The organism is Altibacter sp. HG106 (genome assembly GCF_028561755.1).
In the GTDB taxonomy this organism is placed as follows: Bacteria; Bacteroidota; Bacteroidia; order Flavobacteriales; family Flavobacteriaceae; genus DFVG01.
Window position 1 is genome coordinate 338,266 of the sequence record NZ_JAQQTD010000005.1, and the last position, 14,543, is coordinate 352,808.

Here is a 14,543-nt window from a genome sequence, read left to right on the forward strand (position 1 = left end):
CAAAAACATCGTGCAAAAATAAGGAATTAAAGCGTATTATAAAAACTTATTATTAGGGGGGATTATTGTGCGTCCCACAGCAAATTTTAGACGGAGAAGTCCTTCACAAAGGCGGCGATTCTTTGCTGCAATCCTTCCGAAGCAGGCACTAATGGCAGCCGTACTCCCGATTCGCATAATCCGAGCGTTTGAAACACGGCTTTAATACCAGCCGGATTCCCTTCGGCAAAAATGTAATCAATGGCCGGCGCTAGTTGATAATGCAATGCATAGGCTTTGGCCACCTTGCCTTTTAAACCCAAGCGTATCGCTTCTGAAAATTCCTTCGGAAAGCCTTGGCCGATTACCGAGATCACACCACTTCCCCCGGCCAATGTCATAGGAAGCGCTAGCATGTCGTCTCCCGAGATCACCATGAATGCATCTGGCGTTCCGGCGATCATACGCATGGCTTGTACCAAGTCTCCCGCCGCTTCTTTTATGGCCACAATATTTTGGAAATCCGTTGCCAGGCGAATCACCGTATCGGGCAACATATTACTCGCGGTACGGGCAGGTACATTGTATAAAATGATAGGAAGTGGCGACGCTTGAGCAATGTGTTTAAAATGTTGATAGATCCCTTCTTGCGTAGGTTTGTTGTAGGAGGGAGACACCGAAAGTAGGGCCGTAAAGGGCGACAGGTCCGTCGCTTCTATTGTGTTTATCACGGCTTGCGTGTTATTTCCGCCGATGCCCAACACCAGAGGTAATTCTCCCGCATTTGCTTCCACCACTGTTTCTATTACTGTTTTCTTTTCAGCTGTCGTCAACGTAGCGCTCTCGGCAGTGGTTCCTAGTAACACCAGATAATCAATACCATTATCAACTTGATAGCGCACGATGTTTTGTAATGCCTTCACATCCACGCTTCCATTCGCTGTAAACGGTGTGATTAGGGCGACTCCGGTTCCTTTCAATTCATTCATCATAATTTATTTAAAACAATCATATATTTTTTTAGCTCTTCCAAAAACAAGGCGTTCTGTTCGGGAGCAATGTCTAACAACAGATCATAAATACCGGGAGTCCCTCCTTTACACCCTACTTTAAATTTGGCCTTACTTCGCGACATCATCAGGTCTAGCATCGGTTGTGTTCCCGCATAATATCCTACCAACACATCAAACGGTCGATCGAGAAATTCTACGGCATTTACATTGCTAATGACACCCTTCCAACTTACGTCCTTATTGGTCATTTGATTGCTTCGTAAGCTAGGGGCCGATTTTTTTACTTCCAAAAAAGAAAACACCTTGACATCCTTCGGCTGCAATTCAAAAAACTGCCAACTTTCCTGCAGCGTCTCCAACTCGTTGAACATGCCTTCGTGCACCAAAAACCCCAAGGTTTTTAGAGGATCATTGATGTGAGAAGTATCTCGTTTTTCTAACAATTGGCGCGTTTGCCTCTGTATCGCCTTTCGTTTTAAACTATCAAACATGGTGTGCTACGGTGCTTCGTGAACAAAAATACAGGAAAGCGGCTACTTCCGTATGCCTTTAACGGATCATTTGCATAAAATCATCCTCAGAAATTACAGGGATACCCAGATTCTCGGCCTTTGCCTTTTTACTTGGCCCCATATTTTCTCCGGCGACCACATACGAAGTTTTTCCTGAAATGCTTCCGGAGACTTTACCGCCATTGTCTTCAATCAGTTTCTTTAAGGTATTTCGAGGCATCTCAAAAACTCCGGAAACCACAAACGTCTTCCCTTGTAAAAGATCGGTTTGGTTCGCCAGTTTTTCTTCGGAAATAGCCAACTGAACGCCATACGTTTTAAGTCGATTCACTATTTCTCGATGCTCTTCGGAAGCAAAAAAGGCCACTACACTTGCTGCAATCCGATCACCAATTTCGTCAACAGCTACCAACTGCGCTTCGGAAGCCCCCATCAAGGCCTCGATGGTCTTAAAGTGCTTCGCAAGTTTCTTGGCGACCGTTTCTCCGACATACCGAATTCCCAGCGCGAAAAGCACCCGCTCAAACGGAATTTTTTTCGAGGCCTCAATCCCCTCAATCAAGTTATTCGCGCTTTTTTCAGCCATACGCTCCAACGGAAGTACCTGTTCCACCGTGAGTGTGTAGAGATCGGCGTAATTTTCTATTAACTGATGGGTTACCAGCAAAGTAACCGTTTCACTGCCCAAGCCTTCAATATCCATTGCCTTTCGGGAAATATAGTGCTGAATCCGTCCCACGACCTGTGGCGGACAACTTGCCGCATTCGGACAATAATGCAGGGCTTCTCCTTCCGCTCGCACCAAGGCGGTTCCACATTCAGGACATGTCTCAATATACGCCGTGGGCGAACTTTCCGGATCTCGTTCCTGAAAATCAACACCTACGATCTTGGGAATGATCTCGCCTCCTTTTTCCACAAAGACCGTATCGCCTTCTCGAACATCCAGTTTCGCAATCTGATCGGCGTTGTGCAACGACGCTCGCTTTACGACCGTTCCGGCGAGCGTAACAGGCGCTAAATTCGCAACCGGAGTGATGGCTCCGGTACGCCCCACCTGATAGGTAATAGCTTCTAGTTGGGTACGTGCCTGTTCTGCCTTGAACTTGTACGCCATGGCCCAACGCGGCGCTTTGGAAGTATATCCCAATTCCTCCTGCTGCTGTAAGCTATTAACTTTGATGACCACTCCATCGGTCTCATAAGGCAGGTCGTGACGGTGCTGGTCCCAGTAGGTAACAAAGGCCAGGACTTCTTCCATGTTCTTCGCCAGCTTGGCTTCCTTTGGCACCTTAAATCCCCAGGAACGCGCTTTTTCTAAACTTTCAAACTGAGTAGCAATCGTTAATTTTTCCGCTTTAATACTGTAGAGTAAACAGTCCAGCGGTCGCTTCGCAACTTCGGCGCTGTCTTGTAGTTTCAAACTTCCGGAGGCCGTATTTCTCGGATTTCGATACGGCTCCTCCCCGGCTTCTACGCGGGCCGCATTCATTTGTGTAAAGCCTTCAAACGGCAAGACAATCTCCCCGCGAATCTCAAAAGTTTCCGGAAAATCTCCTTGTAAATGTAGGGGCACCGAATTGATGGTCTTAACGTTGGCGGTCACCTCGTCGCCCTGGACGCCATCGCCTCGGGTGACCGCACGAACTAATTGTCCTTTTTCATAGGTCAAATTAATCGAGGCTCCGTCGTATTTAAGTTCACAGGTGTATTCCACCGGACCTTCTACCCGTTTTTTAATTCGCTTTTCCCAATCTTCCAGATCATCCTTAGAATACGAATTATCCAACGAGTACATACGAAAGGTGTGCGTCACCGTGTTGAAGTTTTTTGTGACCGTACCCCCTACTCGTTTAGTGGGCGAGTTTGGGTCCTCAAATTCGGGATGCGCTTCTTCTAACGCTTGCAGCGCTTTCAGTTTTTGATCGAATTCGTAATCGGAAATCGTTGGGGCGTCGAGTGTGTAGTATTGGTAATTATGTTGGCGTAATTCTTCGCGAAGTTGCTGGATCTGATCGGCTATTTTCATGAACACAAAAATAGTATTTTATCGCAAGTACCCTACCGGCAAATTACGAACGTTCTTCATTCAGCCAATGGGGTTGTTGCGGAGGTTTAAAGGCATCCATTTTTTCTAATAATCCTTCTACGGTAGGAGCTACCAAGAGCAACTCGTAGGTCTCCATGGTAACAAAACCGGAGCGCACCATGTGCTCTAACTGTGACAATAGGGCATCGTAAAATCCATTGACATTGAGCAATCCTATGGGCTTGGCATGCAGCCCTAATTGGAGCCAGGTGATGATCTCAAAAAGCTCCTCTAAGGTACCCAAACCTCCCGGCAACGCGATAAAACCATCGCTTCGTTGTTGCATCAACAATTTACGATCGTGCATGCTCTCCACGGTAACGAGTTCGGTTAGTCCCAAATGAACCACTTCCTTCTTTTTCAGAAATTCCGGAATAATACCTACCACGCGGCCATGGTAATCGAGTACCGTTTTCGCAAGAACTCCCATGATCCCGATTTTGGCAGCGCCATAGACCAAGGTAATTCCTTCCGAAGCCAATACCTTCCCTAAAGAAATAGCCGACTCCGTAATGACAGGATCATTGCCTTCACTACTGCCGCAAAAAACACAAATGTGATGTAATCTACTCATAGGCTACAGCGAATCATTCGAGGCTTTGAAAATAGATCTTTTCTCAACACAACCTCTTGAAAACCAATAGTTTTTAGTTCTTGTATCAATTCACTTCCAAGATACTCATTAATCTCGAAATAGAGTGCTCCAGAAGCTGTTAAATGTAGGATGGCAAGTTGTGCGATTTTTCGGTAAAACAGCAACGGATCCTCATCTTCTACGTATAGCGCTGATGCGGGTTCATAGCGGAGTACGTTGGGTTTCATCCGGGCTTTTTCGGAATGTCTTACATACGGTGGGTTCGACACGATGATGTCATATTGGGCTGGCAGAGATGTTTCTTGTAAAATATCTAGTTGCTGAAACGAAATGACTACCTCCTGTGAACTAGCATTGGTAGCGGCGATTGTAAGCGCCGCTTCTGAAACATCTATCGCCGCTACTGCAGCTTCCGGCCAGTGCCTGGCGAGTGCGATGGCGATGCAACCACTCCCGGTCCCTATGTCAAGGATGCTGCCAGGTACTTCTTTAGTGTCCTCAGCTATCCAGCGTACCAAAGTCTCGGTTTCAGGACGGGGAATTAACGTGTGCTTATTTACCTTCAGCTCCATTCCCATCCATTCTGTGGATCCTAAAATGTGTTGTATGGGTTCAAAGCGTGCGAGTCGGTGTAACGCTTCTTCAAACTGCTGCTGCTGCGCTTCTGAAATTTCCGACTCTTTATGGAGAGAAGCCTCAAATCGATTCCAGCCCAAATACGCTTCTGTGAGCCAGGCAAAAAAAGTGGTGACTTCTTCTTCCGGATACTGTTCTAGCAGTCTGGTTTCAAAGTGTTTTTGAAGTTCTCGCAGTTGCACCCTATAAGGTTTTTATCATATGCACAGGACAGGCATGGTGTCCGGTATTACCCATGGGACCATCAATATATTCGAAACCCGCCAATTGATATAACTTTTGAGCATTCTCCATGTTGGGCATGGTTTCTAGATAGCAGGATTCAAAACCGTATTTCCGTGCTTCTAAAAGACACAGTTTCATCATGGTCTGACCGATTCCACGACCGCGCGCCGCTTTCAGAAAGTACATCTTTTGCAATTCACACACATTGCCATCGTAATTATCTAAAGGAGCAATGCCCGCGCCACCTATGAGCGTTCCATTCTCTTCCACTACGAAGTAGGTAGCGCGTTCTTTTTGATAGGTCTCGAACATCTCATCTAAGGCTTTATCGGCATAGGCGGTTCCTACTTTAGGAACGCCGTGTTCGATAAGCACAGTACGAATCACCTTGGCGATCTCAAGGTTGTCTTTTTTCTGAATAGGCCGTAAGGTAGGAGTGATCATTTGGCTAATTACTTGTACTTTTACGCGGTGAAATTACAAGAAAAATACATGAATCGCTGTATCCAATTGGCAAAAAACGGATTGGGTACTACCTACCCGAATCCCTTGGTGGGAAGTGTGATTGTATGCGATGATAAGATCATTGGTGAAGGCTGGCATTTTGCCGCCGGGAAGGCACATGCTGAAGTCGTTGCCATTCAGAGCGTAGCTCCTCAGAATGATCTTTCGAAAGCGACCTTGTTTGTGAATCTCGAACCCTGTAGCCACTTCGGAAAAACACCTCCCTGCGCTGATTTGATTATCGAAAAAGGCATCAAAAAGGTGGTGGTAGGAACCACCGATCCAAATCCGAAGGTTGCCGGACGCGGGATAGACCGATTGAAAAAAGCAGGATGCGAGGTTACTGTTGGGGTTCTGGCAGAAGAATGCGAAGTGCTTAACAAGCGTTTTTTTACCTTTCAGCAGCAACAACGACCCTATGTGTTTTTAAAGTGGGCGCAAACTCGTGATGGCTTCATCGCTCCACCAGACAAGAAACGAACCACAAAAGCACCGGAGTGGATCACACAACCGCTGGCACAACAGCAGGTACACCAGCAAAGAGCTCAGGAGGCAGCCATTCTAGTAGGTACTACCACGGCAGAAAAAGACAACCCCAGCCTCACCACGCGACACTGGAAAGGGCTTAATCCCGTACGGATAGTGCTCGATAGAACCTTGCGACTACCTTCCTCCGCTACCCTATTTAATGGGGGTACCTCTACCATCGTCTGCACGGAAAAACAAGTCGCGAATACCGAAAAGGTAACCTACCGACGTCTCGACTTCTCCAAACCGCTTCCGAAACAACTATTGGAAATGCTTTTTGAACAAAACGTACAAAGCCTGATCGTGGAAGGAGGTGCACAAACGCTTCAGCAATTTATTGATGACGAAGCCTGGGATGAAGCCTGGGTGTACGAAGGAGCGACTTGCTTTGAATCGGGAATGCCCGCTCCCACCTTCCGTGGAAACAAAATAAAAACTACCGGCATCGGTCCCGACTGGTTACATCACTACAAAAACAGCGCTTCTTGATCTATTTAATTTTAAGCATTCTAGCGTCTACCCTCATTTTTGTGGTGTTCAAATTATTTGATCGGTTTCAAATAAACACCCTGCACGCCATTGTGGTGAACTATGTAGTAGCCTGTAGCTGCGGCCTTGTTGGGTATGAGGGGGCGCTATCTCTGGCAGCCATTCCAGAACGGGGTTGGTTCTATTTTACCTTAGGATTAGGGGCCCTTTTTATACTCATATTCAACTTAATGGCCATTACCACTCAGCGAAGCGGACTCTCGGTGGTTTCGGTAGCGACGAAGATGAGTGTGGTAGTGCCGATTGTATTCGGACTCCTTTACTACAAAGAGCAACTGGGCGTCTTCAAAGCTATCGGGATCGTGTTGGCGCTGGTAGCGGTATATTTAGCCTCAATAAAGAACAAAGAGGGCCTCCACGTTCAAAAAAAGAATTTGATCTTTCCCATTCTGGTATTCCTTGGCAGTGGCATCATTGATACCAGCATCAAATTTTTGGAAGATCGATATGTAGCCAACGATGAAGTACCGCTTTTCTCAGCAACCATTTTTGCCGCAGCCGCGGTCATCGGACTCATCATCGTGGGTGCACAATACTTCAAAGGTACCTTTTCCTTCACCTGGAAAAATGTTTTGGGCGGACTCGCATTAGGAGTACCAAATTACTTTTCCATCTACTTTTTAGTAAAAGCCCTTCGAAGTGGTATTTTGGAAAGTTCGGGTATTTTCACCGTCAACAACGTGGCTATCGTCATGTGCTCGACCCTCCTCGGAATCGCATTGTTTAGAGAACGATTGCTTCCGAAGAATTGGCTTGGGATCGCCTTGGCCATCGTAAGTATTATCCTGGTCGCAGTAACTAAATTGTAATATGGAAGAACGCAAAGCCGATCAATACCGAACCCTGGCAGCGCCGTCTGAAGGTGCGATTTTCAAAGATAGAGGCAGTAAGTTCTATGGGTTTGCTTTTCCGGTCACTTCCGAAGAAATCATCAAAGAACGTATTGAAGAAGTGAAGAAAACGCATTATAATGCGCGGCATTGGTGTTATGCCTGGCAACTGGGAAAAGCCTACGAACATTACAGAGCGAATGATGACGGTGAACCCAACAACAGCGCAGGCATGCCTATTTACGGACAATTACAAGCTTTTGATCTAACCAATACTTTGGTGGTGGTAGTCCGTTATTTTGGAGGCACCAAGTTGGGCGTAGGCGGACTCATACAAGCGTATAAAACTGGAGCTCAATACGCCTTAGAAGCTGCAAAAATAGTCACCCGTACCATCGATGAAGAATTCCTACTCAGCTTTGAATATCCCGAAATGGACCTCGTAATGAGAACTTTAAAAGAACACCAAATTGACATACTCGAGCAAGATATGCATCTGACGTGCCGCTTTCACATTAGCGTTCGGAAAACAGAGGCGGCTCACATGTTCGAGCTCTTTTCTGAGATGTACAAGGTTACTATTAAAAAGGTGGAGGAATAACTAGGAGCTCGTAAGCTTTTGGAGCAGATAGTCGGGTGCCTTTCTCAATTTTCTGCTCTCGGCATCCACGAATACCAGGGTGGTACTTGCAGTGATTAATAACTCGTTTTCTTCATTGTGAATTTCATAGTCAAATTCAATTTTAACCGTGGGTTCTTTCTTGAGTTTTGTGGTTATTGTAATAATGTCATCATAACGTGCGGGTAACTTGTAGTTAATGTGGAGTTCGGTCACTGGAAGCAGAATGTTATTGGCCTCCATCCACTTGTAGGAAAAGCCTAACGCACGAAGCCATTCGGTCCTTCCCTGTTCTAAATATTCGGCATAGGCACCATAGTACACCACGCCCATTTGATCGGTCTCGCCGTAACGCACACGTAATTTTGTTCTATTATTTTTCAAGATTTAAAGAGAAAGAGTGGTTGGTTTTTTGTATGTTTGAAGTAGCAACATATTGCGAAAAAAAAACAAGATAATCAATAGGGTTTCCGTTTTTTTTTTAAATATTTTGTTCACATATTTGCACTGTTAAGGAAATGTTAGAAAAGACCTTTTCTATCTCCCTAACCTTCTATAATAACTAACTGAATATCTACTAATTTCACTATGGGCAAAACTGCGGAATCGGTTTGGAAAAATTGTTTGGCTTTTATTGAAGATAATATAACCTCACAAGCATACAAGACCTGGTTCGAGCCCATCAAAGCGGTGAAACTTACGGACAACGCGCTAAGCATTCAGGTTCCTAGTAAATTCTTTTACGAGTGGTTGGAAGAGCACTATGTAAAATTGCTCAAGGTAGCACTCACAAAAGAATTGGGTAAAACAGCTAAATTGGTGTACATCATCAAGATGGAAAACACCTACGGGAACAAACAACCGTTTACCGAACGCATTCCAAGTGCCGATCGATCTCAAGTCCGTTCCCAAGAAGTAGATGTTCCAGTAAAAAACAAAAGTCCTGAGCTCAAAAATCCGTTTGTCATTCCGGGCATCCGAAATGTCAAGATCGAGAGCCAGTTGAACCCCAACTATAATTTCGATAGCTTTCTAGAAGGTGAATCGAATCGTTTGGCGCGCTCAGCGGGAATGGCGGTTGCCAACAAACCCGGCGGCACCTCCTTTAATCCGCTATTGATTTTTGGCGGAGTGGGTTTAGGAAAAACCCATTTGGCGCATGCCATTGGCGTTGAGATCAAAGAAAAGTACCCAGAGAAGACGGTATTATATATTTCCGCGGAAAAATTTACACAACAATACATCGAATCGGTTAAAAAGAACAATCGAAACGATTTTATCCATTTCTATCAAATTATTGATGTTTTGATCGTTGATGACATCCAATTGCTTTCCGGAAAAGCGGGAACACAAGATGTATTTTTTCATATTTTCAATCATTTGCATCAAAATGGGAAGCAGGTCATTTTAACCAGTGACAAGGCTCCGGTAGATATGATCGATATTGAACAACGGTTGCTGTCTCGCTTCAAATGGGGACTATCTGCCGAGCTCAATCACCCAGATTACGATACACGGGTTGCGATTATTAAGAATAAACTCTATCGCGATGGCGTGGAAATGCCGGAAGATATAATCGAGTTTTTGGCCAATAATATTAAAACCAATATTCGCGAGTTGGAAGGCGCCATCATTTCCTTGATCGCTCACTCTTCGTTCAACAAAAGAGAAATCACTATTGATCTCGCTAAAAAGATCGTTGACAATTACGTAAAGCACACCAAGCGCGAAGTATCTATCGATTATATTCAAAAAGTGGTGAGCGAGTATTTCCAAATGGATGTGGAGACGCTACAATCGAAAACTAGAAAACGTCACATCGTTCAAGCACGCCAACTGGCCATGTTTTTTGCAAAGAAGTTTACCAAGGCGTCCTTAGCTTCTATCGGTTCTCAAATCGGTCAGCGTGACCATGCAACGGTACTTCATGCTTGTAAAACGGTCGACAATCTTTCGAGTACCGACAAGCAATTCCGGAAATATGTAGAAGACCTCAATAAAAAATTAACCTTATAATAGAAACCGACCTAGTGTCGGTTTTTTATTTTTACTCCTATGAAGAAAATAAACGTCTTGATGGTATGCCTAGGCAATATTTGTCGTTCTCCCCTAGCGGAAGGCATTTTGCGATCAAAAGTGAATAGCAACGAAGTGGAAGTCCGTTCCGCTGGTACCGGTGGCTGGCATGTGGGCGAACAACCCGACCCGCGAAGTATCGCAGTAGCTAAGAAAAACGGACTGGACATTACCGACCAACGCGGTCGGCAATTTAAAGTATCCGATTTTGATGCGTTCGATCATATTTTTGTGATGGATGCTTCCAACAAGAGCGATGTACTCGCCATGGCGCCTTCCGAAGAAGCGAAAGAAAAAGTACAGATGATATTGGAAGAACTATTTCCTGAGGAACACGTAGATGTGCCCGACCCTTATTATGGGGGCGATCGCGGTTTCGATCAGGTATATGACATGTTGGAAAAAGCGTGTACCAAAATTGCGGCACGCCTCTAGTTTCATATTACATCCCTTTTGCGTATTTTTAGAAAAAAGACACTCGTTATGAAACATGCCTTGACCCTACCCCTACTACTTTTTTGTGCTACGCTGCTACATGCACAGTCCATCGACCTCAGCCTAACGCTGGTTTCTGATGAATTTTCTTCACCCCTAAACCTGCAACATGCCGGCGATGACCGCTTGTTCGTTGTTGAACAGGGCGGATTGATTCGAATTCTAAACAATGATGGTTCGGTAAACGCCGTTCCGTTTTTAGATCTCTCGGGACAGATTTCAGTTGGAGGGGAACGCGGACTCTTAGGATTGGCCTTTCACCCAGACTATGATACGAACGGGTTCTTCTATGTAAATTATACCGATACCGCCGGAGATACTCAAGTGTCTCGTTTTTCGGTAAGTACTGGCGATCCTGACGTCGCCGATCCGGGGAGTGAGCTTCCTATCCTTGGTTTTGACCAACCGCAATCCAATCACAATGGAGGATGTTTGGCCTTTGGACCCGACGGCTATCTCTACATTTCATCTGGTGATGGTGGCGGAGGTGGCGACACCAACAATCGCGCGCAGAATACTGAATTATTACTCGGAAAAATGCTGCGAATTGATATCGACACGCCTTCAGGTGGCGAGAATTATAGTATTCCGGCGGATAATCCTTTCGCAGGAGATCCCTCGAAGGCAGAGGAAATTTGGGCTTATGGACTTCGGAATCCGTGGAAGTTTTCTTTTGATGCTGATACCGGAGATATATGGATTGGCGATGTAGGGCAAGGAGATGTTGAAGAGATCGATCGAGCCGGAAGCACCGAAGCGGGTCTAAACTACGGCTGGCGGTGCTATGAAGGATCCGATCCGTTCAACACCTCGGGATGTCCTGACCCTTCTGAGTTAACCTTTCCAATTGCAGAATACTCCTCCTCTACTGGTTCGGGGAATCAGGCGGTTACAGGAGGCTATGTTTATCGTGGAGATACCTATCCGGCCATGGAAGGCCTGTATTTTTTCGCCGACCTTACCGGTGGTTTTATCGGAACGGTAGATGATAGTGGCACCCTTACCGAATACGATGGCTTTCCTGGTTTTTGGGTGTCTTTCGGAGAAGATGTGAACAACGAACTTTATATTATTGATTTGAATGGGGGGGTGTATCAAATGGAGGCCACTTTTGGGGTGGAGGACGTTGTGAATACTTCCGTAGCGCTTTATCCCAATCCAACATCAGATCGTGTTACCCTGTCAGTTTCGCAAGGCGTAATGGAGCGCGTCGTGATTACCGGTGTTCAGGGAAATCGCATGATGGAAAGGAGCGATATTTCTTCCGAAGAAATAACTGTTACTACGGCTTCTTTGGCCACGGGCATTTATTTTGTACGGGTCACCTTAGACTCTGGGGCCTCGATCGTAAAAAAACTAGTGGTCCGTTAATCGTGGAAGCGCCCAAAGGAAACGTATACCTTATTCCGTGTACTCTTGGGGAAACTCCTCCCCTGGAGGTGTTGCCACTGCTCGTAAAAAAAGCGGTAGAGCATATTGATCATTATATCGTAGAACATGAAAAAACAGCGCGACGCTTTATCAAAAGTATTGTCCCTAGAAAATCGCAACCCGATCTTCGCATATCGATGATCAACAAATTTACTGATCCCTTGGAAATCCCGGAGATGTTATCCCCCTGCTTAGAAGGACTTGATGTGGGCGTCATTAGTGATGCCGGGTGTCCTGGAATCGCCGATCCCGGTGCGCTGGTGGTACAATCTGCCCATCGCCAGGGAATTAAAGTGGTGCCCCTGGTAGGCCCTTCTTCTCTACTATTGGGAATGATGGCAAGCGGTTTCAACGGACAGAATTTTGCCTTCAATGGGTATTTGCCTATTGACAAGCAAGAGCGGAAGAAAGCCTTGAAGCGCTTGGAGAAACGCTCGCAAGAAGAGGCACAATCTCAGTTGTTTATAGAAACTCCTTATCGAAACAATCAACTGCTGGAAAGTATGATGTCTGTATTGCATCCCGACACTCAGATTTGCGTGGCTTGCGACATCACCCTACCCTCGGAATACATCAAAACAGCCACCGTCTCAGAATGGGCCAAAATAAAAGTGGATCTCAACAAGAGACCCACTTTATTTATCCTTCAGAAATAAGTTTCTTAGAGCAATCGAACTTTCGGGCGCTGATTCGGAAGAATCGGTGTCATATCGAACCCGCTAAACTTCTTCAAATAATATCCAATGGTGGTTCCAAAGGCATCGCTAAAGGCATGCGCCCCGCCGCTACGAAGGTACTTTTTTACGTTCCCAGCTCCCGCCAAGTGGGCTGCGGCCAGTATACCAGACTCCGTAACCCGTACCCCATTAATCTTCTTCCCTACGAAACGTTTGATATCACGACGTAAAATCCATTTGTTGCGAGAGGTATAAGCATCAAAGGCAGCTTCCTGTAATCGAGTGTCCGATAAAAAGTCGGTCGCATCATAGATACCAATCATTTCCAGCGTACTGGCAGAGAATTGATATTTCCCCATGTATCCAAACGGATTTACCACGGAGTAATCTCCTTGGGATTCTTTAAATCCGAGCGCTTCTTTAAAGCCAAAATAGGTATTCCCTAAATAAAGTTCGAATGGGCGCGTCGGTTTTTTAACAACCTTTAACACCTCGTCTTCGTTCGGCACCGTATAAAACAACTCCATGTCATCTACACGATACTTTGAGAGATCAATTGTACTGTTATCTGCCGAGAACCCCATAGAGAACTGGATGATGACAGCCATAATTCCACAAAAAACGATTATTTTAGTTTTCATATAGTTAAAATTAAGAACCTGATAACGTTCTAATTTCAGCGCGCAAAAGTACGATAAATTTTACAAATTTGATATTCAGGTAGTTAAAAAATGTTAAAACCCAGCATTCGCTGTAGTGTAGCCCGTCACATCAAACAATGTAAAGACGGAGTATCCAGTAATTTGTTACAGGAGTACTATAAAAACTAAGGAAGATCATGCTCAATTCGAAATGTCTAGCATCATGTGTAGGAAAAGGTGTAAAATGAAAAAATCAGGCTGTCAACCTGATTTTTTCAATAATTATAATGCCACCTTGGCATTTGGATCGGGGAGAATTGATGATAGGTCATAGTGCGCGAACTTCGTCATGTACTTTGTGATCGGTACATTGTTAGCGTCTGCAAAAATGTTATCACCATTACTCTCCAAAAATCTTTTTACATTTTCGGCTCCCCCCAAATGAGCTGCGGCAATTAAGCCCGATTCGGTTACTTTAACACCATTCACTACTTGGCCGTCGTAAGCTGCAATATAATCTCGTAACACCCATTTATTCAGGGAAATTAGCGTTTCTAACGCCTGTTCCTGCAACAAAGGGGATTGTAAGAATTTACTGCGACTACGAATACCTACCCAATCAAGGGCAGAACGACCAAATTGGTATTTACCTGCGTAACCCAATCTGTTCACAGCTCTGTAATTTCCACTGCTCTCACTAAAGCCGAGGTCCTCACAAAATCCAAGGTAAGACTTCCCAACAAAAGGAACATTCTGCTGGGGACTCATGTCTAAATCAATTATATCAGGAACATAGGCAAGTTCACCGATAACATTTAACTTAAACATTGAACTGCTGAAAGTTTCTGCTTTTTTGGCAGAAAACCCGGTGGCTACAAACGTAGCTACCAGCAGCAGCACAGACAATTTCATAAAACGTTTTGCCATGTTCTACTTATTTTAGAATTATAATTATTGCCCTAAGGCTTCGTGCCAAAGGGAAATAAATTCTAAGTAGACATAATTGCGTGAACAATATGTCCACTCGAATTATTCAATGTCTGCGCAATAATATTTTTAAGAACGTTATACGCTTTCTCAACGTATACCCCTAATATACGGCCGCTACAGTTGCTACACCCGCTCCTTAACAATCTTTAACCGG

The 14,543-nt window shown here is 45.0% G+C and carries 16 protein-coding genes; 7 read left to right on the forward strand and 9 right to left on the reverse strand.

What is annotated here, in order from left to right:
- Positions 1–86: 86 nt before the first annotated feature.
- From dapA to PO830_RS10725, 6 genes are read right to left on the reverse strand one after another with little or no spacing between them, the layout of a single operon-like run.
- On the reverse strand, positions 87–968 hold the full coding sequence (gene dapA / locus PO830_RS10700) for a 4-hydroxy-tetrahydrodipicolinate synthase (protein ID WP_272853558.1): 882 nt from the start codon (positions 966–968) through the stop codon (positions 87–89).
- Positions 968–1,483, reverse strand: coding sequence for a DUF6913 domain-containing protein (locus tag PO830_RS10705; protein WP_442870096.1), 516 nt, complete (start codon positions 1,481–1,483; stop codon positions 968–970). The genes dapA and PO830_RS10705 overlap by 1 nt, the downstream gene beginning before the upstream one ends.
- 58 nt (positions 1,484–1,541) lie before the next feature.
- A complete protein-coding gene (gene ligA / locus PO830_RS10710) occupies positions 1,542–3,533 on the reverse strand; it encodes an NAD-dependent DNA ligase LigA (protein ID WP_272853560.1) in 1,992 nt (663 codons plus the stop codon).
- Positions 3,534–3,576: 43 nt separating this feature from the next.
- Positions 3,577–4,167, reverse strand: coding sequence for a TIGR00730 family Rossman fold protein (locus PO830_RS10715; RefSeq protein ID WP_272853561.1), 591 nt, complete (start codon positions 4,165–4,167; stop codon positions 3,577–3,579).
- Complete coding sequence (gene prmC, locus PO830_RS10720; RefSeq protein ID WP_272853562.1) at positions 4,164–5,006, reverse strand: peptide chain release factor N(5)-glutamine methyltransferase; 843 nt, start codon at positions 5,004–5,006, stop codon at positions 4,164–4,166. Before prmC ends, PO830_RS10715 begins: the two co-directional genes overlap by 4 nt.
- Position 5,007: 1 nt before the next feature.
- Positions 5,008–5,493 carry a GNAT family N-acetyltransferase gene (locus tag PO830_RS10725; protein WP_272853563.1) on the reverse strand — a complete coding sequence of 162 codons (486 nt, stop codon included), beginning with the start codon at positions 5,491–5,493 and terminating at the stop codon, positions 5,008–5,010.
- Between the two features lie 48 nt (positions 5,494–5,541).
- Here PO830_RS10725 and ribD point away from each other — a divergent pair, with 48 nt between their 5' ends.
- The 3 genes from ribD to PO830_RS10740 are packed head-to-tail and all read left to right on the forward strand — an operon-like array spanning position 5,542 to position 8,061.
- On the forward strand, positions 5,542–6,570 hold the full coding sequence (ribD, locus tag PO830_RS10730; RefSeq protein WP_336375872.1) for a bifunctional diaminohydroxyphosphoribosylaminopyrimidine deaminase/5-amino-6-(5-phosphoribosylamino)uracil reductase RibD: 1,029 nt from the start codon (positions 5,542–5,544) through the stop codon (positions 6,568–6,570).
- Positions 6,567–7,439, forward strand: a complete 873-nt coding sequence (locus tag PO830_RS10735; protein ID WP_272853565.1) for a DMT family transporter — start codon at positions 6,567–6,569, stop codon at positions 7,437–7,439. Before ribD ends, PO830_RS10735 begins: the two co-directional genes overlap by 4 nt.
- A 1-nt stretch (position 7,440) precedes the next feature.
- Positions 7,441–8,061, forward strand: coding sequence for an IMPACT family protein (locus PO830_RS10740; RefSeq protein ID WP_272853566.1), 621 nt, complete (start codon positions 7,441–7,443; stop codon positions 8,059–8,061).
- Here PO830_RS10740 and PO830_RS10745 read toward each other — a convergent pair whose 3' ends face one another.
- A complete protein-coding gene (locus PO830_RS10745; protein WP_272853567.1) occupies positions 8,062–8,463 on the reverse strand; it encodes an acyl-CoA thioesterase in 402 nt (133 codons plus the stop codon). It lies immediately after the preceding gene.
- Between the two features lie 204 nt (positions 8,464–8,667).
- On the opposite strand from PO830_RS10745, the gene dnaA reads away from it, so the two are divergent.
- Genes dnaA through PO830_RS10765 form a run of 4 tightly spaced genes read left to right on the forward strand, consistent with a single transcriptional unit; the run spans position 8,668 to position 12,737 of the window.
- Positions 8,668–10,095 (forward strand): chromosomal replication initiator protein DnaA, encoded by a 1,428-nt coding sequence (dnaA, locus tag PO830_RS10750; protein WP_272853568.1) that lies wholly within the window; start codon positions 8,668–8,670, stop codon positions 10,093–10,095.
- Between the two features lie 39 nt (positions 10,096–10,134).
- On the forward strand, positions 10,135–10,590 hold the full coding sequence (locus tag PO830_RS10755) for a low molecular weight protein-tyrosine-phosphatase (protein ID WP_272853569.1): 456 nt from the start codon (positions 10,135–10,137) through the stop codon (positions 10,588–10,590).
- Between the two features lie 48 nt (positions 10,591–10,638).
- Positions 10,639–12,021 carry a PQQ-dependent sugar dehydrogenase gene (locus PO830_RS10760; protein WP_272853570.1) on the forward strand — a complete coding sequence of 461 codons (1,383 nt, stop codon included), beginning with the start codon at positions 10,639–10,641 and terminating at the stop codon, positions 12,019–12,021.
- A gap of 2 nt (positions 12,022–12,023) precedes the next feature.
- Positions 12,024–12,737 carry an SAM-dependent methyltransferase gene (locus PO830_RS10765; protein WP_272853571.1) on the forward strand — a complete coding sequence of 238 codons (714 nt, stop codon included), beginning with the start codon at positions 12,024–12,026 and terminating at the stop codon, positions 12,735–12,737.
- A gap of 5 nt (positions 12,738–12,742) precedes the next feature.
- Here PO830_RS10765 and PO830_RS10770 read toward each other — a convergent pair whose 3' ends face one another.
- Positions 12,743–13,399 (reverse strand): peptidoglycan-binding protein LysM, encoded by a 657-nt coding sequence (locus tag PO830_RS10770; RefSeq protein WP_272853572.1) that lies wholly within the window; start codon positions 13,397–13,399, stop codon positions 12,743–12,745.
- Between the two features lie 282 nt (positions 13,400–13,681).
- Positions 13,682–14,326 carry a hypothetical protein gene (locus PO830_RS10775; RefSeq protein WP_272853573.1) on the reverse strand — a complete coding sequence of 215 codons (645 nt, stop codon included), beginning with the start codon at positions 14,324–14,326 and terminating at the stop codon, positions 13,682–13,684.
- Positions 14,327–14,543 lie beyond the last annotated feature (217 nt).